This is a genomic window from Hydrococcus rivularis NIES-593, from assembly GCF_001904635.1.
Taxonomy (GTDB): domain Bacteria; phylum Cyanobacteriota; class Cyanobacteriia; order Cyanobacteriales; family Microcystaceae; genus Hydrococcus; species Hydrococcus rivularis.
In genome coordinates, this window is the sequence record NZ_MRCB01000005.1 from 98385 (window position 1) to 119068 (window position 20684).

Sequence of the window (20684 nt, forward strand, 5' to 3'; positions counted from 1 at the left end):
AAGAGCAAATATGTTAACAATTAATCCACTCCTACTGATAACTGTCAACGGGGTTGGCATTTGCCAGCTCGAATCAGTCCAACCCGACGAGCGATCGCTTCGTCTTGAGAAGGAAAAGGTCCCCATTTTTCTCGAACGTCTAAAACTCGGTCAAGGTTTGGCGCGACGCTCTCGATCGCAGCTGCGTTGTCTGCATCATTGTCGGCGGCAACAATTAGACAATGGCCATCTTGTGTTTTAACAATATACCAGTTAGAGATACTCTGCCGCGAGACGGCAGAGCCTCCTCTAACTTCGTGAGTTGTATGATTCATTGCTGTGAAGAATAGCAAAACGAACGACAATTAATGACTAACCTCGATCCTAACCTGAAAAGGCAAGTGCGGCGGTTGCACCAGCTAACTGTTGGCGCGAGGTGGTTGTTTGTCGCGGTTTGTTGGATGACGCTGGGGAGTTTTGGAATCTGGGGATTGCGAGAAGAAATTCCCCTCTGGCAAGAACATTTTACCTGGGTTGCCGTCCGCTACGCGATCGCTTTCAATCGCATTCCCGCTCTCTGTCTGGCTTTTTGCATCGGAGTAACGGCAGCCGTTTTAGTCTGGCAAAACAATCATCGGTTTGGCGGACTTTCTGTCCAGGAAAAGCAACGATTGGAGAAAGAGGTCAGAAAAATTCACGCCATAGGACCGCGCCATCCTTTGTGGAAGTGGATTAAATAACCGCTTTACAAACCGACGGGAGCCAGGGGACAAATTTGGAGTCCGACAGGCGTTTTGATGACCGCGACGCGAACGCCAAAAACTTGAGCGATTGTCTCTGGAATTAAAACCTCTGCTGGCTTGCCGACGGTGTAAAGGCTGCCCCCCTTTAGCAATGCCAAGCGATCGCTGTAGCGTGCCGCTAAATTGATATCGTGTAAGACGGTAATAATTGTCAGTTTTTGCTCCTCGTTAAGTCGCTTTAGTAGTTCGAGCAACTGCAATTGATAATTAATATCTAGATAGGTAGTCGGCTCGTCGAGCAGTAAAACTTTGGGATCTTGGGCGAGTGCTAGAGCAAGAAAGGCTCTTTGCCGTTCGCCGCCGGATAACTGAGTTACCAGGCGATCGCGATGGTCTTCGAGTCGGGTTTGCGCGATCGCTTCGTCCACTTTTTGTCGATCCTGGGCATCTAATTCCCATCGCCACCAAGGTTGATGGGGCGTTCTCCCCAAACTCACCAATTGATAGACGCTTAGCCCCGCAGGAATCGTTGGCTGTTGCGGTAGAATTGCCATTTTTTGGGCGACAACGTTAGGAGGTAAGTCGCGTACGGCTTTTCCATCCAAAAGAACGACCCCTCCTGTCGGGTTGAGGATGCGGCAGAGAAGTTTCAGGAAGGTCGATTTCCCAGAACCGTTGGCTCCTACCAAGCTCAACCATTCACCCGTTTGTAGTGCGAGATTGATGTCGCGAACAACTGGCTTGGTACCGTATCCACCCGCAAGATGTTGAGTTTCTATTGGCATTAGAGATCGGTTATGTTAAATATCTAAAAACCATTTTGACTAACTCTGCTTGGGTAAATGGTTTAGTCATATAATCTGTCGCTCCTGCAATTCTTGCTTTAGCGCGATCGATCAAACCGGTATTGCCGGTTACCATAACGATTGGCGTATTCTCAAACAGGGAATGATTTCTAATCAGGCGACAGAGTTTATAGCCATCGATCCCTGGCATGCCAACATCCATCAAAATAATATCGGGTTTAATGCGGATAATTTCTCTGAGCGCTTTACCTGAATCGTTAATTGCATGAACTTCGAGATCGTAATTTTCTAAAAAGCGGTTAATTTCTTTCAAGATAGTCGGGCTATCATCAATGCAAATAACTTTATAGGTTTTTTGCACTCCTGTTACTTGGGGCAAGCCAGCTAACGTAATATTAGAGAGCGTGTTCTTAGCGGAAGTTTCCTGAGTTGGCTTGACAATTGTCGGCTCGGAAACAAAAATTAGCGCAGTATCCAAGGTCGGAATTTTGGGCAGGCGATCGTAAGGAGGCTGAGGATCCCGCAAGACAACGAATTTATCTTTAATCAAAGGATAAAGCCCTTGCGCCAATCTTAGCTCATCTTTTTTAGTCAAAACCGCAAGCTGACGAAAACTAAAGCCCCTCAGAAGCTTGCTGAGTTTCTCGCCTTTGTCGGGGGGAAGTTTCTGTTGAGCGTGAGCTAGACTGACAAAATAGGGACGCTGTTCTGGCGACGAGATCGCAGAACTCATAGCTTGCCAACAGCTTAACCTTTGCTGGCATTCTTCAACAAAAGGCTGCACTTCAAAACGGCAAAACTTAGGATACTTTTCATTATTAGAAATGAATTGATAAGCGCCCTCTTGTAATAATAAGTAGGACTCAAACACTTCTTGCGTGATATTTTTAAGCAACTCGGCTGCCTGTTCTGGTTTGAGATGTTCTTGTTCGACTAGCCAACAGATCGCCAAATAATCCGGGCAAATATGGGGATTGCTTGACGATTCGGATTCAAAGTTTACTCTGGCTTGGGTGCGAACGGCGCTAGTCAGCGTGGGAATTTCGTCGCTCAAACAACGTAAATGACGTTCTAAGCGCTCGAAAGGGTCGAGAGAATGGGTAGCGTAGATTAATTTTCCCAGATTGAAATAAATCTGCCACTCTACGGAATTGTGAGAGATTCGTAAACATCCGTTAGCCTGAGAACTAGATATCTGCTCTAATAATTTGACAGGAGAAACATTTTGCTGGTTTTGACCGTTTTCAGCAGGAAATTGGTCAATTATTGCTGGGTTCATCATAGAGGAGTCCTAACGATTATTACGATTACAGCTACCGTTTTCTGTATAATTCCCTGCGATGACCAAAATCTAACAAGCACAATAAAAAAATTGCCCGCACCCAACTTTTTCCTATCTTCAAATCGGTAGGAACGCACGAGTGTCCGGCAATAGCCAATAAAAATTGGCGATCGCTAGGATACAAGAACATTCGCTCGCGATCGCCAATCACCAACAATTGAGTTTCTATTCGTTAGACTGCCAGCGCATCCTGGATAGTCTTGTTATAGATAATCCGACCCGGCGTAGTGCGAATAAATTGAGAGAGCATTTGTCCGTCAGTGCTTTCTCTGACCTTGCGCTCTCGATAGTGTTTGATGACGCTGCCATCATCGAGTTTTTCTATCTTGAGAACTTCTGTATCCGGTTCTTCCGTCTCTACTTCATCGTTATGGCGTACCCAAATATAAGCGTGCAGGTCTACATATCCTTGATCGTAAGCTTTTAAAGCATCGTCGAGGCTAGCAAAATGCCGTTCTGCACCTTTTTGAGCCTTGGGATTTTCCGCCGTCAGATAGTAGCATCCCAACACCATATCCTGTGAGGGAGCGACGATAGGACGACCCGTTGCTGGAGAGAGAATGTTATGACAAGCCAGCATCAGTAGGCGTGCCTCAGATTGAGATTCCAGAGACAGAGGAACGTGAACCGCCATTTGGTCGCCGTCGAAGTCAGCGTTAAAAGCAGGACAGACCAACGGATGTAATTGAATGGCACGACCTTCTACCAAAATCGGTTCAAATGCCTGAATCCCCAAGCGGTGAAGGGTTGGGGCGCGGTTGAGTAAAACTGGGTGTCCCGTAATCACTTCTTCCAAAACGTTCCAGACGCTGGGATCGCCTCGTTGAATCAGCTTCTTCGCCGCCTTGATATTGTTGACCATTCCCAGCTTGATGAGGCGATGAATCACGAAGGGTTGAAAAAGTTCGATCGCCATTTCGCGAGGCAAACCGCACTGATAAATTTTCAGTTTGGGACCGACGACGATCACGGAGCGACCGGAGTAGTCAACCCGCTTTCCGAGTAGGTTTTGACGGAAACGGCCTTGCTTTCCTTCGATAATGTCCGAGAGCGATTTGAGGGCGCGATTGTTTGCCCCGACAACGGTACGACCGCGCCGTCCGTTGTCTATAAGAGCGTCAACCGCTTCCTGTAGCATCCGCTTCTCGTTGCGGACGATAATTTCTGGCGCGAGGATTTCTTGTAAGCGCGAGAGGCGATTGTTCCGGTTAATCACCCGTCGATAAAGATCGTTGAGATCGGAGGTAGCAAAGCGACCGCCATCGAGTTGCACCATCGGACGCAGGTCGGGCGGAATTACGGGAATCACGCTTAGCACCATCCATTCCGGTTTAGATCCGGTGGCGATAAAGTTGTCGATCACCCTCAGGCGTTTGATGAGCTTCGCCCGTTTTTGTCCTTTGCTCTCGATGATTTCTTCGCGCAGTTTTTCTGCGACCTCTTCTAAATTCATTTCTTGGAGTAGGCGTTGAATTGCCTCAGCACCAATACCGACTTCGATATTGTAGAGTTCGGAGTCTTCGGCATAGATTTGCTCCTCAATCTCTAGCCATTGATCTTCGGTGAGCAGTTGTTTGTAGGTGAGGTTAGCGGCATTGCCAGGGTTGAGAACGACATAGGCATTGAAATAGACAATCTGCTCTACATCTCGCAAAGGCATATCCAGCAGGATGCTGAGATAGCTGGGAATGCCTTTAAGATACCACACGTGAGTGACTGGAGCTGCTAGCTTGATAAAACCCATGCGGTGACGGCGGACGCGGGACTCGGTAACTTCTACTCCACAGCGTTCGCAAACGATACCCCGGTGACGCACTCGCTTGTACTTACCGCACCAACACTCCCAGTCTTTGGACGGACCAAAAATGCGTTCGCAAAAAAGCCCGTCCATTTCGGGTTTTAGGGTTCGATAGTTGATAGTTTCGGGTTTAGTGACTTCTCCGACGACCACGCCATTGGGTAAGGTTCTTTCTCCCCACTGACGAATCCGCTCTGGAGAAGCCAACCCAATCTTAACGTAGTCAAACCGTTGTTCTACTTGAGTTCTCATTACTGTTCTTTCTGTTGTTGAGATTCTAGTTTGAGGCTGTGAGAGCAATTGAAGGAGCGTCGCGACTTCTGCGAGCTTTGCTGTTAACTAATAATTAAACTGAGTTCAGAGCCAACCACAAATAAATAGCCTATAAACTTAACATAGGATCTAAAATTATACAATTAATTCTTTCCAAATGACAGAAGCGATCGCCCCATCAATCAAAGCAAAAAAAATCGACTTGGCTTGCGATCGCGTTACCGATGAAGCGAAAATTCTACGAACATACTAACATTGGCATGAGCGATCGATATTTAACCATCAAAGACCTGACAGAAGCCGTTGGCGGCGGGTTAACTCCTCGGATGGTGCGACACTATCATGCCTCTGGATTGCTACCAGAAGCCAAGCGCAGCGAGGGTAATTACCGACTCTATAGTTCAGAAGACGTACAGCGCCTCCAGCGCATCATGGCACTGAAACAACAAGGATTTCAGCTATCCCACATTCGCAAATTATTAGAAGAGGAATCTTCTGAGGGTGATACTCTCAGTTCGATCCTACAACAGCAGTATCAGTTAGTCATCCAAAAATTGACGCGATTGCGGCGCACGGCATCGGCGTTAGAGAGATTATTGGGACGCGATCGCCATTGTCAACAAGTGCAAGCAGAAGCTCTCGCCCAACTGCGACACTTAGAAATAGAAACCGCCGACGGACTCGATACTATCGAAAAGCTGTGGCAGAGTTGGGACGTTGCCGCAGATAATCATCCAGAAGTTTTTAGCGAATCGCTGCAACAATTATTACCCGATTTATCCAATCGTTCTGAGATTGAAGTCGATTTGCTCTCAAAATTAGTCTTAGCCAGCGGCGATGTCAGTTTGGTCAACTTCGTGCGAGTGGGACAAGATGCGATCGCAGCGGCACGCGATCGCCTCAAAACTGGCTGTCAAGTCGTGAGCGACGTTTCTGTCGTTGCTCGCGCGCTCGATCGCGTTCGCCTACAACATCTCAATTGCACCGTCGAAACCCTGATTTCCAACCCTCACGTTATCAGTGCTATTGATGCCGAAACCCAATTCTGGCGAGAGCAACAGCAATTAAATCCTTGGCAATTCGAGCCGGGATGCATTTTAGTCATCGGCTATGCGCCTTCGGTTCTTCTATCTGCCTTAGAAGCGAGCAAACGAGGAATATTACAACCTGCTTTAGTCATCGGCATGCCTATCGGCTTTAGCCACGCTCCTGCTGCCAAGCGCCGTTTAATGCGCTCTAGCTTTCCTTACATAACGATTGAGGGATCTTTGGGAGGTGGTTTACTAGCGGCAACTGCTCTCAATGCCTTAGCTGAATCTTTGCTAGAAAAGCCGGATTGTCATTGCTATCTCAGCTAAAGCAGTAGGATCCCCGCGCTCTTCCGGAGGTGAGCGTCGGGAGGAAGGCTCCTCCGGCGGAGGCACGGAGCCGGACAATTGATTATCGGACATACTGACAACCGCACCTGATTCGCTCATTGAGTTTACCTTACGAGGATCGCGCCATGTAAAGGATAGAAGAGAAGGATCGGAGGTAAAAACGTTAATATCCATTAAAAAATCGCGACATAGGGAATTGTTGCGCTTCCCAAAAAGGCGATCGCTATTTTAAGTTTACTGAGTTAGTCTCGAATTAAATACTTTTTTTTGCAAGTAATGCAGTTCCGTAAGCCGCTTCTGCATAGTCAGAGGAGACGACGGGAACTTGTAAATAACGTTGGCGAATCTTTCTCCAAGTCGGATTTTTTGCCCCTCCTCCCGCCGTGTAGACGTAACAAAGTGGAGTTGCCCCTAGTTCTTGCAACCGTCGATATCCGAGCGCTTCGATTCTTGCTATGCTTTCCAATAAGCCGTGTAAAAATTGCACGGGATCTGCGGGACGAGGTTCCAGTTTTGGCGGCAATTGGGGATCGTTAATCGGAAAGCGATCGCCCGGTTTAAGTAGGGGATAATAATCTAAATGACTTGCTCGATCGGCATCGATTTGACTACTAAATCTTTCTAATTCTTCATTGCTAAAAAAGTATCGCAAGACTGCCCCACCTGTATTAGATGCGCCTCCAGTTAGCCATAAATCTCCGAATCGATGGCTATAGATTCCATATTGAGAATTTTCTACGCGAGTATGACTTAATAATTTCAACACCAAAGTCGAACCGAGTGAAGTGACTGCCTCGCCGGGATTTGTCGCGCCACTGGCAAGAAATGCGGCAATACTATCAGTTGTCCCAGCACAAACGAGACAATCTTTTCGTAAATTAAAACGATAGGCAATCTCTTTTTTGACTGTATCTATAAGCGTTCCTGGAGACAACACTTGCGGCAATAAATCTCGGATTGGTAATTCTTCCAACCAGTTTGGATAACATAAATTTTCCACGTCGTAACCGAGTTTTAAAGCATTGTGATAATCGCTAATGCCTAATTTTCCATGCAACAAAAATGCCAGCCAGTCAGCTTGATGTAAAAAGTAAGAAGCTTGAGAGTAAATCGGTTGTCGATACCACCAAAAAAGTTTTGCCAAACTAGAGGTAGCACTTAAAACTAGATGATTGGGAGGGGCAATGGCTGCTAAATTTTCTAGGACGGTGATTCCTCGCCCATCGTTATATAAAATAGGATCGTTAATGGGGTTTCCTTGCTTGTCGCACAGTAGTACTGTAGAGGACGTTCCATCGATCGCGATCGCTTGAATTTCTTGTCTAATCTGGAGAGGAATTTTCTCGATTAAAGCGAATAAAGTCTGCTGCCAGCAAGTTGCTAAATTGTTTGAGGACGATTTCTTAAAAGTTTCTTGAATTTCTGAGCAAATATTTTCTCGCGAATCGATGACAATTGCTCTTGCACCAGAGGTACCAAAATCAATTCCTAAGTAAAAGCTCATATTATTATTAGTAAGTTTGTTAAAATTTCACGCTCTAGACGCAGAGGGGCAGAGGAAAACGCTAAGATTAGTTTGAAATTTGAGGGCGAATTTTGTAGTGACGGTAATGCCAATAATCTCGAAGGATTTTGTCATGATCGAAACAAAGATTTTCTGGTAGATTCCAAAGATCGAAAATGCCAATATTTTTAGCATCATCCGCTGCTTTGGGGTTGCCTTTAGCTGTAGCGATAAAAACGACGCTTAAAGTATGTTGGCGCGGATCTCGGTTAGGATCGGAATAGACTTGAAATTGTTCGATGAGTTCGACCTCTAAACTGACTTCTTCTTTTGCTTCTCGTCGTGCTGCTGTTTCTGCCGATTCTCCATAGTCCACGAATCCACCAGGAATTGCCCAGCCATAGGGAGGATTTTGACGTTCGATTAAAACAATCGGTCGATGAGGGCGATCGATTAGTTCGATAATAATATCAACTGTTGGTGTAGGATTGCGAAATGTCATCTAAATTTTGAAGTCTAAATGCAAATTTTTAATAACCTTTTTTAACTCTATCATCGTTTTAAAAATAAATAATAAAAAAACAATAACTAATGACCAATAACAAACAAAAAAAATTAACAATTATAGGTGCAGGGGTTTGGGGTTCGGCTTTAGCAACTTTAGCCAAGCGAAATCAACATTTAGTTCGTTTATGGTCGCGTCATAGTACAGAAAGTTTGGAAGCAGTTATCACTGATGCCGATATTATTTTATCAGCCGTTTCTATCAAGGGAGTTAGACCTACAATTGAAAAACTGCAAGCTTTAACCTTACCCGAAAAAGTGATTTTAGTAACAGCGACTAAAGGGTTAGATCCGCTTACAACTCTCACGCCTTCTCAAATTTGGCAAGAAGCTTTTCCAAGTCATTCTATTGTTGTTCTATCAGGACCAAATCTTTCTAAAGAAATTCAACAGGGTTTACCAGCCGCAACGGTTGTTGCTAGTAATAATAGATCGGCAGCCGAAATCGTACAAGCGGTATTTGCATCGGAGAATTTTCGAGTATATGTTAATAGCGATCCGCTAGGAACGGAATTAGGTGGTACGCTAAAAAATGTAATGGCGATCGCGGCTGGTGTTTGCGATGGTTTACAATTGGGAACGAATGCAAAGGCAGGATTAATGACGCGGGCGTTACCAGAGATGATTCGCGTGGGAACTTATTTAGGTGCTAAAGCTTCAACCTTTTTTGGATTATCTGGTTTGGGAGATTTAATGGCAACTTGTAACAGTCCTCTTTCAAGAAATTATCAAGTCGGTTATGGACTCTCTCAAGGGAAATCTTTAGAAAAAATTTTAGAAAATTTGGAAGGAACTGCGGAAGGAATTAATACGACTGAAGTTTTGATAAGAATTGCCCAAACAAAAGAAATTTATGTTCCTATTTCCCATCAAATTTATCGACTCCTCAAAGGAGAGATAACTCCTCAAGAAGCTGTTAAAGCTCTTATGGAACGCGAACCAAGATCGGAATTTCATGGCTTAGAAATATAATCAAAAAATGTAACAAAAATTATTGGTTACAATTCTCGATCCGAAAATTGCTGATAACATTGTATAAATAAAACGAACAAGAAGATCTCTAAATATTCACGTTGTCTCGATCGTGACTGAAATTAAGGCTATCAAAATGGATAACTACGACAGTCGCAAAGTAGCAATTCAAGTTGTGGGTTTACCCAATCAAACTCTGAAGCGAACAAGTAACTATACCGTTATCGTTCCCTATTATCGCTTTAGTCAGACAATTCAACAAATTTGTCGCACTGGAGGGCGAATTGTTGATATAACCTTGCATTCTTCATCCTTGATTGCTACAAAAACAGCAGAAATATTGCCAGAGACTAAAACAGGGTTCTCTCAAACATTAGCTTCCGCTGAAATTAGTGAATCCGAATCGATCGCAACGTCTGAACCTCAAAGAGAAACCATCGCACCTAAAGATAGTCAGGCAGAAATAACCCCTGCACCTGTAGAGTCAGCGACGACGCGATCGCAAATAACAACTTCTAAAGTTGTACGATCGCCAAGAAAAACTACTCAAGCTCGCAGAAAAAAATCCCAAATTGATTCAGCCAAATATTTAAAAAAGACGATGAGAAACGCCGCAAAAATTCGAGGCAAAAAGGAGCGCAAGAAATCGAAACCTTACTTGTTTAATTAATTAACCAAAAGGAATAGGCTAATAATTGGCATGTGTTTTGAGGAGAATCTCAATGGCAAAAAGAAGACGTAAAATTTCTCCACAATCTATAGAAAGAAAAGAAAATTTAATTATAGAAAAAGAAGAAAATACAGCGATCGCGGTAGAATCTTTTCCAGAAAATGTTAAAAAGACTACTCTAGCGATATCTTTAGAAGACTACAATTCTCTGCAAAATAAATTAAACAATAAGGAAACTAAAATTGCAGAATTAAAAGAAAAATTAGAATCGCTACAAGAACAAACTGAAAAGCAAGCCAAAGACATAGACAAAAAAGACAAACAACTTCAGGAACTACAAGATAAATTAGTAAAACAAAAAGCAAAAATAGAAGAACGAGAAGAAGATTATCAAGCTCTGCGCAAAAAAGCCAACAAAAAAGAAGAACGAATAGCAGAATTACAAGAAAAGCTTGCCGAGCAAACTAATAAGAATCAAGCCCTCCAAAATAATATTCATGAATTAGAGCAGAATTGGAAACATTCCCAATCTCAAGCAAGCGAGCAGCTAAAAATCACTCACTCTCTCCAGCAGCAATTAGATACCAAAGAAAAACAACTAAAAGAACTGCGCGTTCGCTTGGCACAACAACAAAGTCAAATCGACGAGCAAATTCAAAAATTTTACGATCGAGAGCGACAAATCGCAGAAAAAGAAAGAAATCATTTCCACCTAGAGCAAGATTATCAAGAGCAAATTGCCGCCCTACAAAAACAAATTGTTTGGCAAACTAGCGTAGCGGCTATTGGAGAGGCGCATTTAAATAAATGGCGCAAACATAATTTTTCTAGCTAATTTAAATTGTTTGAGTCATATAAGGCTCACTTTGCTCTGTTTTAATAGGCAAACAAAATTTCTCTGCGATCGCGAATTAGTATGCAATAAATTGTGCTTCGGGATTAGAATGAGTCTGAGCTAACCTTCTTTGCAACCGAGACAATGTCGCTCGACGTTCAAACGCTGCCTTCAGATGTCATCAATCTGATTGCTGCTGGAGAAGTAATCGATTCTTTTGCAGCCGTCGTCAGGGAATTAGTAGAAAATTCTCTCGATGCAGGAGCAACTAGAATCGTTATTTCGCTCTATCCCAACCTGTGGCGCGTACAGGTAGCCGATAACGGCACAGGAATGTCTTCGCCCGATTTACAGCTCTGTGCGAAGGCACATACAACCAGCAAAATTCGCAGTACGGAAGATTTGCGGAAAATTACGACGTTAGGATTTCGAGGAGAAGCGCTACACAGTTTAGCCCAAGTCGCCGATTTAGAGATCGCTAGTCGCTGGGCTTCAGATCCAGATGCACCCGGCTGGCAAGTTGTCTACAATCGACAAGGAGAACCGGACAAAATAGAAACGATCGCGATCGCGCCCGGTACGATTGTTACGGTTGCCAATCTATTTGGAAGTTTGCCAGTTCGCCGTCAAGGATTGCCTCCCCTGGCGCAACAACTCAAAGCCGTACAAGGATTGATTCAGCAAATAGCACTTTGCAACCCCAGCATTACCTGGCAAGTGCGACAAGACGAAAAACCTTGGTTTAACATTAGTTCCGGCAAGAGCGCCCAACAGATTCTACCACAAATTCTCAAGCCAATTAAGATAGGCGATTTGCATAGCTTGAATTTAGAAGTAGAAGCCCCTCGCAACTCCAAATCCCAAATCGAATTAGTCTTAGGATTGCCCGATCGCTGTCATCGTAGAAAGCCCGATTGGGTTAAAGTAGCAGTCAATGGACGAATGGTACGATCGCCCGAACTAGAACAGACTATCCTAAGCGCCTTTAGTCGAACCTTACCGCGCGATCGCTTTCCCGTCTGCTTCGCTCACCTAACAGTTTGCCCCAGCCAAATTGACTGGAATCGTCATCCGGCAAAAGCAGAAATTTATCTGCATTCGATGGAATTTTGGCAAGAACGAGTGGTTGGCGCGATCGAACGAGCAATGCAACTAAGTTCCGCCAATCTTCCCGCAACAGTCCATAATCGACGGATCGGTCAACTGATTAAAGCGGCTGAAGCCAAAACTAACTACCAAATTGATTCGCCATCCAAAATCTTAGCAACGCAGTCGTCGCCAGAGACTGAAAGCAAACCCCAACCTAATGGCAACCCCAATCTAAAACCCAAACATCAAATTAGTTTGATGGAATTGCGAGCCGTCGCTCAGGTTAATAAAACTTATATCGTTGCCGAACACTCCAGCGGGGTATGGATAGTCGAACAGCACATTGCCCACGAACGGATTTTGTACGAACAACTGCAAGATGATTGGAAGCTGGTGCCCCTACAAACCCCCATCGTTTTGAGTCAGTTAACCTCGGCACAAGTAGAACAACTCCAACGGCTAGGATTACGGGTAGAACCGTTTGGCGAGCAATTATGGGCAATTCGCAACGCCCCAGAAATGCTAAGCAAACGCGACGATTGTGCGGATGGACTTTTAGAACTGAGTTTGGGAGGAGACTTGCAAGCGGCACAAGTAGCGACTGCCTGTCGCAGTGCCATTCGCAATGGCATGCCCCTGAGTTTATCCGAGATGCAAACGTTGTTAGATCGCTGGAAAAGTACCCGCAATCCGCGCACTTGCCCTCACGGACGACCGATTTATTTATCTTTAGAAGAAGCTTCTCTAGCTCGTTTCTTTCGTCGTCATTGGGTAATTGGAAAAAGCCATGGAATTTGAGCCAAACCGATCCCCACGCTGGGATTGTACCGTCTTTGAAAGCTCGGTTAGGATCGATTGATTTACGGGATGGGTAGCTCACGAGTTAAACTCATACTAGAGGTCTACTTGTATAACCTTTATCGGAAACAAAAAAACAAAGCAGGCGATCGCTCCGCTTCCCTAAGCTGCCTCTAGAGCGTGTCTGCTTGTTTCTCTGGTAGCCGTAATCGCAAAAGCAAAAACGCTTGATGAGCATCCAAAAGTCTGTACTAGCAGAACTGCTGCAAGCCCTTCCTAATTGGCGACCCCAGATGTACTTCAAGGCATCTCTAACCGCGCTTTCTCACGCGATGGAAGATCGGGTACTGGTGGGAGAAGATCGACCTTTAGCGATCGCAAGCTTTCAACGAGAGCGTTTTTATCGCCAAGAAGCCCATCGATATCGACGCATTGCCCAGAAGACCGACCAAGTATACGTTCTTTGCGCCCCAGAAACCGACTTTAAGAACAGTTCTGGACTCTACGAAACCATCGCCTTTGAACCAACCGACAGCTTAGCTCGGGAATGGCATTTGGTCGTCATTGGAGAACAGTATTCTAGCTGTTTGATCTGTCGCGAGAGAACGACAACCCTAGATGGAGAAAATCGGGGTTCTGCGATGGACAACAGCCGCCGTTTTGAGGGCATTTGGACTTTCGATCGCCAAGTCAGTCAAGAAGCCGCAGCGATTTTGTTAGATCGCATTTTAGCCTACCGACCCGAACTGGCAGAAAAAATCGAGCGAGCGCGACATCTCTATTTGCACTCAGAAGTCAGGAGCCAAGATTCAGAATGGAGCTTTCAAGCCGACCCATTCGTTCAGAGATTGGTCACCTATTTACAAGCCGGCCAGTATAAGTTAATCAAAGCCAACCGCTCGCTCGCCTCCAAAGAACATAAAGAACGGCTGATTAACTCGGTCACGGCAGCGATTCGGCGTTCCCTAGACCCGCAACAGATTCTGCAAGTGGCTGTTCAAAAATTAGGAGAAGGACTTGGAGTATGTAGATGCATTATCTATCGCTGCGACGAATCCGATGCTACTGCCAAGATAGAACACGAATTTTTGAACGCAGGCATTACCTCTATCAAGGGACAAGCTTGGCCCCTCAAAAACAATCCCCTGTTTGAGGAAGTTTTGGAATTGCGCGAATCGATTAGCATTGATGATGCTTTCCACGACCCTCGTATCGTCGAGCGAGCTAACCCCAATGCTCCCGATGGTTCTTTACAGAAAATTGTGAAAAATTGCTCGATTTTTTCCTGGCTGTTGGTTCCCATTCTCTACCAAGGTAGATTGCTGGGAATGGTCGAGTTACACCACTGCGGTCCGACTCCCTCGGCTTGGAAGAGCGAAGATATTGCCCTGGTAGACGCGATCGCAACTCAAGTCGGCGTTGCCCTCATTCAAGCCGAAGCCTATGCCAACTTGCAAGATCTTAACGAGCAGCTAGAAGCCCTCGATCGCACTCGTTCTAACCTAGTCGCCATTACCGGACACGAACTGCGCACCCCGCTATCGACCATTCAAGTGTGTCTAGAAAGTCTTGCCAGCGAGCCAGATATGTCTCCAGAACTGCGTCAAGTCATGCTCAATACCGCTCTGGCAGATGCGGAACGCATGCGCAAACTCATCCAAGACTTTCTCACCCTCTCCCAGCTTGAAAGCGGTCGCGTAGAGTGGCACCCAGAACCGTTATCTCTCAATGAATGCGTCGAGTTAGCCCTCAGCCATCTCCATGCTCGTAACGCCAAGAACGATCTCCCGAAGATTAGCAATCTCGTGCCCCAAAACCTACCGTTAGTAGAAGCCGATGGGGAATGGTTGGTTGAGGTCTTGACAAAATTACTCGATAATGCATGTAAGTTCACTGGTTCTGACGGTCAAGTAACTGTAGAAGTCAGTCGCCATAGCCCTCAAAGTCTAGAAGTTACCATCGCGGATACGGGTCGCGGCATCGAACCCAATCGCTTAAAAACCGTGTTTGACCGCTTTTATCAAGAAGAAGGCGCTTTGCGACGCAGCGTCGGGGGCACGGGATTGGGCTTAGCCATTTGCCGCCAAATCGTCAACGGTTGGGGCGGAGCAATCTGGGCAGAATCAGAAGGAAAAAACCACGGCAGTCAATTTCACTTCACCGTCCCCATCGTCAGCGAATCTTCTTCGAGTAAAAAATCGCAAGACGTTAACGGGCAATCTTCCCAATCCTCGCCATCTCAAAAGCAACAGAGATCCCCTAGAAAGAGGAGTAGAGGAAAATGAGGAAGAGTTCTCACCAAAGAGGACAATCTGCGATCGCTCGCGAGGTTTTCTAAAACTCCCATCCCAAAAGCTTTAAGATTAAAGAAAATTTTAAAATTTAGCGCGATCGCTCGCTTCGGATTCACGATGACGGGACAAGAACTTCAACAACTTTTGCTCGCTAAGTGGGGGCATTCCTACGATGTTCGGCTACGACGGATTAAGGGCAGAATTTTTGTCCAAGTTATGTGGAAATATCTCGAACAGGTATCTTTCCCGATGTCAGAGCAAGAATATCTCGAACATCTCAATGCTATAACGAGTTACCTTGAGGCTTGGGGAGGAGTCGAGCAGGTCAAAACTTATATCTACAGAACCCGCGAACGTCCCCGACTCGGTAAACCAGTGAGCATTCCTATCGATTTGGGCGATCGCGCTTCAGAATGGATTCTAGATGAAACTTAAATTTCTCCACTCAGCGTCCGCTTAACTTAACCATCCCAACCCCGCCAAAATACAGCCCCAGAACCGCACCCGCCAGAAGAGATTGAGTCAAGGGGTCGGTAGAAGGAGTCAGCACCGCACCTAAAACGACTGCCCCTAGAACGACATAACGCCAGCCAGACAGCATTTGCTTGGAAGAAACAATGCCCAAGTATCCTAATATTAACTGGATTACCGGAATTTGAAAGGCTAGTCCGGTGCTGAACATTAACAGCAAGACAAATTCAAAATAGCGATCGATCGACCACAATTGTTCGACGACATCGGCACCGTAGCTAATAAAAAACTTTAGTGCAGCAGGGATAAGAGCTAAGTAAGCAAAGGCAAGTCCCGCAAAAAATAAGACGCTCGACCCTAATACAATGGGTCCGAGAAGGCGACGTTCGCGCCGGGTCAATCCTGGCAAAACAAATTGAATAATTTGGTAAAGGATAAATGGACTGGCAACTAATATGCCGCTGTATCCAGCAACTTTGAGAGAGACAAAAAAGAATTCTCCGGGGGCGAGTTGTAAAAACTTGACATCTCCCGCCGGAACTTCCAATAGTTGAACCAATGGCTTAACGAAGATAAAACAGCCAGTTACCCCGATCGCTACGGCAATTAAAGCATAGAAAATTCGCTGGCGTAATTCTTCGAGATGATCGAATAACGACATCTCTACCTCATCGGGAATCTCGTCGAGATGTTCGTCAGTCGTGTTTTTAGGTGGGGTTTCCAGTTCTGTAGAAGCCATGTTCGCTCTAATCCAGTCCAAGGGCTGTTAACCATTTTATCGATAGTTGGGTTTTGGAAGTAGCCATCGCTTCTCGATTGCTTGCTCTTGTCATCTTTGGATAACGCGATCGAGCCATTGAATCTTAGAATTTAAATTTTTATTTCCTAAGACCGATGTTTGCAACTGCGATCGCTTTTTCTTAAGTAACAAAATGTGTATAATTGTAACAATAGTGAAGAAAATATAAAATTGTCTATCGAGCTATTAGCCTAAATGACCTTTTTCAATCCAACCGAACCCATTCTTCGTCCCAAACAATATGCATTAGATTATCAGGATCGCCAAGGACTCTTGCACGTTCAGCTGAAAATTAAAAATAAAACCCTAGTTTCTAATATTTATAATCGTATCGATCAAGTTTTTGGACTCTGGGGTTTAATATCAGCTGCAGTCTTTATTACTGCTCAATTTACTCCCATTAGTTGGGTAACGCAAGCGATTGTTTGGTCGGTTTTAACAGTTGGGGGAACTCTAGTTACTATCGGACTAACTCACTTTTGGGTAGCAGTAGAACGCTTGCATTGGGTGTTATATGTCTGGGTGATTTTAATGCTGGTAGGTGTTGCTATTACTGATTTGGGTATCTTTTTAGGGTGGGGTCAGGTGTTAATGCATCTATCTCATCTCTGGTTGGGATTATGCGCCATAGGATATTTCTGTACGGGAATAGGAATGCGTTCTCGCGCCTTCATCATCTCTGGCATCATTCACTCGCTGGGGATTGTCAGCTTATCCTATGTTGTGGGATGGCAGTTTCTGGTTACGGGGTTAATTATGGCAGCCAATCTATTTGTCTTGGCAGAAACTCAATGGGATATGCGCCTTCCCATTGAGAGTTATGGATTGTTAACAGAAAAGCAAAAACAATTCAATCGCGAACAGCAAAAGTTAAGACAAGCAACTTGTTAGAAAGAAAAAGTAAAAAGGAGAAAGGAAAAATTTTTATTTCCTTTTTGCCTTTTCTGAGATCTTGCACCATTCTCAACAACTGCTGTTGTCATGAATTTCCTGGGCGATCGAAAAAGTCTTCTAAAGAAGACCCGATAAGAATTTCAGTCGATTTTAATCCAGTTGGCATTAACGCCTAGAACTTGAGTTCTAGGCGTTAATGCCAAAGGTGCAAGATCTGAGTTTTCCTTTTTACCTTGCGACTAATCCTCCTCTCCAGCATGATAGGAGCTGCGAACCAAGGGACCGGAACGTACGTGAGAAAACCCCAGGGAGCGGGCAATTTCTCCGAGTCGGTCAAATTCTTCCGGTCGCCAATATTTTTGCACGGGTAAGTGTTCTAGGGAAGGACGCATGTATTGACCGAGGGTAAGGCGATCGCACTTTACCGCCCGTAAATCTTCCATCGTTTGGATAATTTCTGTTTCTGTCTCGCCGTGTCCCAGCATCAAACCGGACTTGGTAGGAATGCTCGGATCGAGTTCTTTCACCCAACGCAATACGTCAAGAGATCTTTCGTACTTTGCCCCCCGCCGTACGGGACCTTGCAGCCGCCGTACCGTTTCGATATTGTGGTTGTAACAAGCAGGTTTAGCTGCGACTACGGTTGCCACTCGTTCTTTTTGTGCTTTTTCTTTCCCCATACCGCCCCAAAAATCGGGAGTCAAGACTTCGATTTGAGTATCTCGATTCATTTGACGAATGGCAGTCATCGTCTTAACAAACCAACTTGCTCCACCATCGGGCAAATCGTCTCTCGCCACCGAAGTCAGCACCACATAGCTCAACCCCAGCAAATGGACGGATTCCGCTACCTTTTGCGGTTCGTCGGGGTCTAATTGCATCGGCGCATGTCCCTTATCCACTTGACAAAATGCACAGGCACGGGTACAGGTCGAACCCATCAATAAGAATGTCGCCGTTTTCTTGGAATAACATTCGCCTCGATTGGGACAGCGACCTTCTTCGCAGATAGTATGAATTTGTCGCTGCTTGATAATCCTTTGGACGGTCGAAAGTTCGCTGGCTTTGCCAAGAGAACGCTTCAACCAAGGCGGAAGTGCGGCTATTTCTTCGCGCCACTGAGAATGAGCCGATGGAGTTGGATGAGAGCGATCGATTTCTGTCGGCATCTATCTTGAAAAATACTGACAACTGTCACGGTATCTCAAATGTTACAACATTTCAGCTCGCGACTTGATTAGTCCCTTTTTCGTTCCTGCTGTTGATGAAAACCAAACTTCAGTATGAAAAATCCGAGTTTGATAAGCATCCCCCTACGGATGTAAATTTTGACAGATGAAATGTGTAGCTTTAAATTTATACTGTTAGTTTTAAGCGATTGGTAGGGAACATTAGTATGTGTAGAGCGAGCGGTATTTGGTCTATAGTCTTTTGTACGCACTAAACTAATGACAGATGACTAACGGCTCACTCGTCAGTGCAGTCAATCACCTCTTTGTATAAGGAGAGTTAATCGTGTCCACTCACAAAGTTCTCGTGATTGATGACAGTAAAGTCATCAGAATGCGTGTCAGAGATATGTTGCCTCCCAACACCTTTGAGGTCATAGAAGCCAAAGATGGATTAGAAGGTTATAATCTCATTCGCTCCGAAAACCCTAACTTGATCGTGTTAGATTTTCTCCTACCCAAAATGAGCGGCTGGGAAGTCTATCAAGAACTTCAGAAAGAATATCAACTAAAGACTATTCCCTTAGTCGTTATGTCGGGTCGCAAAGAAGAGGTGATGGAGAAAATTCCAGAACCTTTCGACTATTTTGCTTTTGTTGAAAAACCTTTCGATCAAAAACAATTAGTAGATGCTATCAGAGAAGCGATGGCAAAAGCGAAGAAGCATCCCAGACCCGTAGAGTTTGCTTCTACTAATAACGTTGGTACGGCAGCTTCTAGCTCATCGGATACGGCTGCTGAAATTCAGACACTCAATGCCAAAATCGCTCAGATGCAGGATGAAATTAATAGCTTGAAAAAACAGTTATCTCAACTTATCGTGTTTATTAAACAGAGAATTAAATAGGAAAGCGGGGAAACTTGCTAGCTTTTATTTTTCTTCAAATATCTCTTTTCTAGTTATTCGCTCGCTTATTGTTGCGATCGCAACAGTCGAACTAGATGCACCAGTTCCGGCAAAATGAGTTTTTCTAGGGCAAGTTTCACAGCATCAAAAGAACCGGGGAGAGAAAAGATGAGTTTCTGACGATAAATGCCAGCAGTTGCTCTTGAGGCGATCGCTCTCGAACCAATTTCTTGATAGCTTAAATAGCGAAAGATCTCGCCAAATCCCGGTAGCGTTTTTTCTAATAACTTTGAGAGGACATCGTAGGTCGTATCTCTAGGTGCAATTCCTGTCCCGCCGCTGAAAACGATCGCGTCAAGATCGGGAATCTCAGATAATTGCCTTAACTGTGTCTCGATTTGCGTCGGTTCGTCCTTAATAATGGCGTATGCACCAACCCCAACCCGATGACCCGCTTGTTGCAACAATTGCTTGATGAGTTGACCGCTGCGATCGGTTTCGGGCGTGCGAGTATCGCTAACTGTAATCACCGCACAATTGATAGAAATTAGATCGCGGTCGGGGTGAGGAACTGAAGTCATAGAGATTTTTCTTGCGATCGACGATCGCCGCTTGACGATCGCAATCGCTTTGAATTACGCTTTGGTAAACTGTAACCCCTTTTCCTGGGCATATCGCTCCATAAAGCGCATAAAGCGATCCCATTCTTGAGGAGAATTCATAACCACAACTGCTTCTACAGCTTCTGGTTTGCCATTAATAAACTTGCCTTTGACTTCCCGCGTAACGATTTCTCCTTCTTCATCGATTAAATACATTCCAGTAATTTCTTCTTGAGTGTCGTTGCTGAAAATGTTAGGCGAATCAAAATAAAACTTCGCCATCCCATTTTGCCCGTTGCGAGCGCGACTTAAACGAACTTCTGGAATCACTTCTTCCGTAACTCCTCTAGCAAATTGAATTTCAGCCATCTTTTGTTATCCTCATATTTAACTGGTAATTTTTTCATCATCGCACAATCAATAAGCGATCGGCTTAGAAAAATCAGAGGCAAATTCAGGGAAAACCAGTGGAAAAATCTATTGGGCAACGCTTAGAACAGTACACTATCAAGCGCCCTCAAGAAATTTTGTTAGTCGAGATTGAAATCGGGGGCGAACCCGACCAAATTGTTATCTTCAAAGGATTTTCTAGTTCTCTGATGCATCCGACGGCTTTCGATCCCGACGTGCCAATCCTTTCAGAAGACGCAAAAATTATCAAGATCGATCGCCTTGCCAGTCCCTACAATCCTGCCAAACCTCGCTACATCCAGCAAGGATTGACTCTCGAACAGATGGAGGCTCTTTTAGCCGAAGTCGGTTCTTAGAGAATTCAAATATAAATAAATTTAATCAT

General features: G+C 44.9%; 22 protein-coding genes. 11 read left to right on the forward strand and 11 right to left on the reverse strand.

Annotation, left to right across the window (positions count from 1 at the left end; genetic code table 11):
• Positions 1–44: 44 nt before the first annotated feature.
• The gene (locus tag NIES593_RS06410) at positions 45–314 is read right to left on the reverse strand and encodes a DDE transposase family protein (protein WP_073598876.1); all 270 of its coding nucleotides are present in this window, start codon (positions 312–314) and stop codon (positions 45–47) included.
• Between the two features lie 33 nt (positions 315–347).
• Here NIES593_RS06410 and NIES593_RS06415 point away from each other — a divergent pair, with 33 nt between their 5' ends.
• Positions 348–719, forward strand: a complete 372-nt coding sequence (locus tag NIES593_RS06415) for a hypothetical protein (RefSeq protein WP_073598787.1) — start codon at positions 348–350, stop codon at positions 717–719.
• 5 nt (positions 720–724) lie between these two features.
• Here the strand turns inward: NIES593_RS06415 and NIES593_RS06420 are convergent, their stop codons facing one another.
• The 4 genes from NIES593_RS06420 to NIES593_RS06435 are packed head-to-tail and all read right to left on the reverse strand — an operon-like array spanning position 725 to position 4920.
• Complete coding sequence (locus NIES593_RS06420) at positions 725–1507, reverse strand: ABC transporter ATP-binding protein (RefSeq protein ID WP_073598788.1); 783 nt, start codon at positions 1505–1507, stop codon at positions 725–727.
• Positions 1508–1517: 10 nt separating this feature from the next.
• Positions 1518–2810, reverse strand: coding sequence for a response regulator (locus tag NIES593_RS06425; protein WP_245817329.1), 1293 nt, complete (start codon positions 2808–2810; stop codon positions 1518–1520).
• A gap of 31 nt (positions 2811–2841) precedes the next feature.
• Positions 2842–3000: a hypothetical protein gene (locus tag NIES593_RS06430; protein WP_175561052.1), complete on the reverse strand. Its 159-nt coding sequence runs from the start codon at positions 2998–3000 to the stop codon at positions 2842–2844.
• Between the two features lie 42 nt (positions 3001–3042).
• Positions 3043–4920 (reverse strand): DNA-directed RNA polymerase subunit gamma, encoded by a 1878-nt coding sequence (locus NIES593_RS06435; protein WP_073598791.1) that lies wholly within the window; start codon positions 4918–4920, stop codon positions 3043–3045.
• 281 nt (positions 4921–5201) lie between these two features.
• Here NIES593_RS06435 and NIES593_RS06440 point away from each other — a divergent pair, with 281 nt between their 5' ends.
• The gene (locus NIES593_RS06440) at positions 5202–6299 is read left to right on the forward strand and encodes a precorrin-8X methylmutase (protein WP_073598877.1); all 1098 of its coding nucleotides are present in this window, start codon (positions 5202–5204) and stop codon (positions 6297–6299) included.
• 274 nt (positions 6300–6573) lie between these two features.
• Here the strand turns inward: NIES593_RS06440 and NIES593_RS06445 are convergent, their stop codons facing one another.
• Together NIES593_RS06445 and NIES593_RS06450 are read right to left on the reverse strand one after the other, a co-directional pair.
• Positions 6574–7824: an FGGY-family carbohydrate kinase gene (locus tag NIES593_RS06445; protein ID WP_073598792.1), complete on the reverse strand. Its 1251-nt coding sequence runs from the start codon at positions 7822–7824 to the stop codon at positions 6574–6576.
• Positions 7825–7891: 67 nt separating this feature from the next.
• Positions 7892–8326 (reverse strand): NUDIX domain-containing protein, encoded by a 435-nt coding sequence (locus tag NIES593_RS06450; protein ID WP_073598793.1) that lies wholly within the window; start codon positions 8324–8326, stop codon positions 7892–7894.
• 89 nt (positions 8327–8415) lie between these two features.
• Here NIES593_RS06450 and NIES593_RS06455 point away from each other — a divergent pair, with 89 nt between their 5' ends.
• The 6 genes from NIES593_RS06455 to NIES593_RS06480 all read left to right on the forward strand — a co-directional run bounded on the left by NIES593_RS06455 (position 8416) and on the right by NIES593_RS06480 (position 15481).
• Entirely contained in the window at positions 8416–9360 is a 945-nt protein-coding gene (locus NIES593_RS06455) for an NAD(P)H-dependent glycerol-3-phosphate dehydrogenase (protein WP_073598794.1), read from the forward strand.
• A 136-nt stretch (positions 9361–9496) separates the two neighbouring features.
• Positions 9497–10030 carry a rod-capping linker protein CpcD domain-containing protein gene (locus NIES593_RS06460; protein WP_073598795.1) on the forward strand — a complete coding sequence of 178 codons (534 nt, stop codon included), beginning with the start codon at positions 9497–9499 and terminating at the stop codon, positions 10028–10030.
• Positions 10031–10082: 52 nt separating this feature from the next.
• Positions 10083–10865 carry a hypothetical protein gene (locus NIES593_RS06465; protein ID WP_073598796.1) on the forward strand — a complete coding sequence of 261 codons (783 nt, stop codon included), beginning with the start codon at positions 10083–10085 and terminating at the stop codon, positions 10863–10865.
• A gap of 144 nt (positions 10866–11009) precedes the next feature.
• Positions 11010–12752, forward strand: a complete 1743-nt coding sequence (gene mutL, locus NIES593_RS06470) for a DNA mismatch repair endonuclease MutL (protein ID WP_073598797.1) — start codon at positions 11010–11012, stop codon at positions 12750–12752.
• Between the two features lie 230 nt (positions 12753–12982).
• Positions 12983–15037, forward strand: a complete 2055-nt coding sequence (locus NIES593_RS06475; RefSeq protein ID WP_073598798.1) for a DICT sensory domain-containing protein — start codon at positions 12983–12985, stop codon at positions 15035–15037.
• A 126-nt stretch (positions 15038–15163) separates the two neighbouring features.
• Positions 15164–15481, forward strand: coding sequence for a DUF3067 family protein (locus tag NIES593_RS06480; protein WP_015142364.1), 318 nt, complete (start codon positions 15164–15166; stop codon positions 15479–15481).
• Between the two features lie 10 nt (positions 15482–15491).
• On the opposite strand, the gene tatC is transcribed toward NIES593_RS06480, so the two are convergent.
• Positions 15492–16256, reverse strand: a complete 765-nt coding sequence (tatC, locus tag NIES593_RS06485; RefSeq protein WP_073598799.1) for a twin-arginine translocase subunit TatC — start codon at positions 16254–16256, stop codon at positions 15492–15494.
• A 255-nt stretch (positions 16257–16511) separates the two neighbouring features.
• Between tatC and NIES593_RS06490 the strand changes: the two genes are divergently transcribed.
• Positions 16512–17207: a hypothetical protein gene (locus NIES593_RS06490; protein WP_073598800.1), complete on the forward strand. Its 696-nt coding sequence runs from the start codon at positions 16512–16514 to the stop codon at positions 17205–17207.
• Positions 17208–17449: 242 nt separating this feature from the next.
• Here NIES593_RS06490 and lipA read toward each other — a convergent pair whose 3' ends face one another.
• Positions 17450–18379: a lipoyl synthase gene (gene lipA / locus NIES593_RS06495; RefSeq protein WP_073598801.1), complete on the reverse strand. Its 930-nt coding sequence runs from the start codon at positions 18377–18379 to the stop codon at positions 17450–17452.
• Between the two features lie 346 nt (positions 18380–18725).
• On the opposite strand from lipA, the gene NIES593_RS06500 reads away from it, so the two are divergent.
• A complete protein-coding gene (locus tag NIES593_RS06500) occupies positions 18726–19286 on the forward strand; it encodes a response regulator (RefSeq protein ID WP_073598802.1) in 561 nt (186 codons plus the stop codon).
• Between the two features lie 65 nt (positions 19287–19351).
• Here NIES593_RS06500 and NIES593_RS06505 read toward each other — a convergent pair whose 3' ends face one another.
• Both NIES593_RS06505 and psb28 read right to left on the reverse strand, forming a co-directional pair.
• A complete protein-coding gene (locus NIES593_RS06505) occupies positions 19352–19867 on the reverse strand; it encodes a MogA/MoaB family molybdenum cofactor biosynthesis protein (RefSeq protein WP_073598803.1) in 516 nt (171 codons plus the stop codon).
• Positions 19868–19921: 54 nt separating this feature from the next.
• The gene (gene psb28 / locus NIES593_RS06510; RefSeq protein WP_073598804.1) at positions 19922–20257 is read right to left on the reverse strand and encodes a photosystem II reaction center protein Psb28; all 336 of its coding nucleotides are present in this window, start codon (positions 20255–20257) and stop codon (positions 19922–19924) included.
• A gap of 98 nt (positions 20258–20355) precedes the next feature.
• Here psb28 and NIES593_RS06515 point away from each other — a divergent pair, with 98 nt between their 5' ends.
• A complete protein-coding gene (locus NIES593_RS06515) occupies positions 20356–20655 on the forward strand; it encodes a DUF7734 family protein (protein ID WP_073598805.1) in 300 nt (99 codons plus the stop codon).
• Positions 20656–20684: the final 29 nt, after the last annotated feature.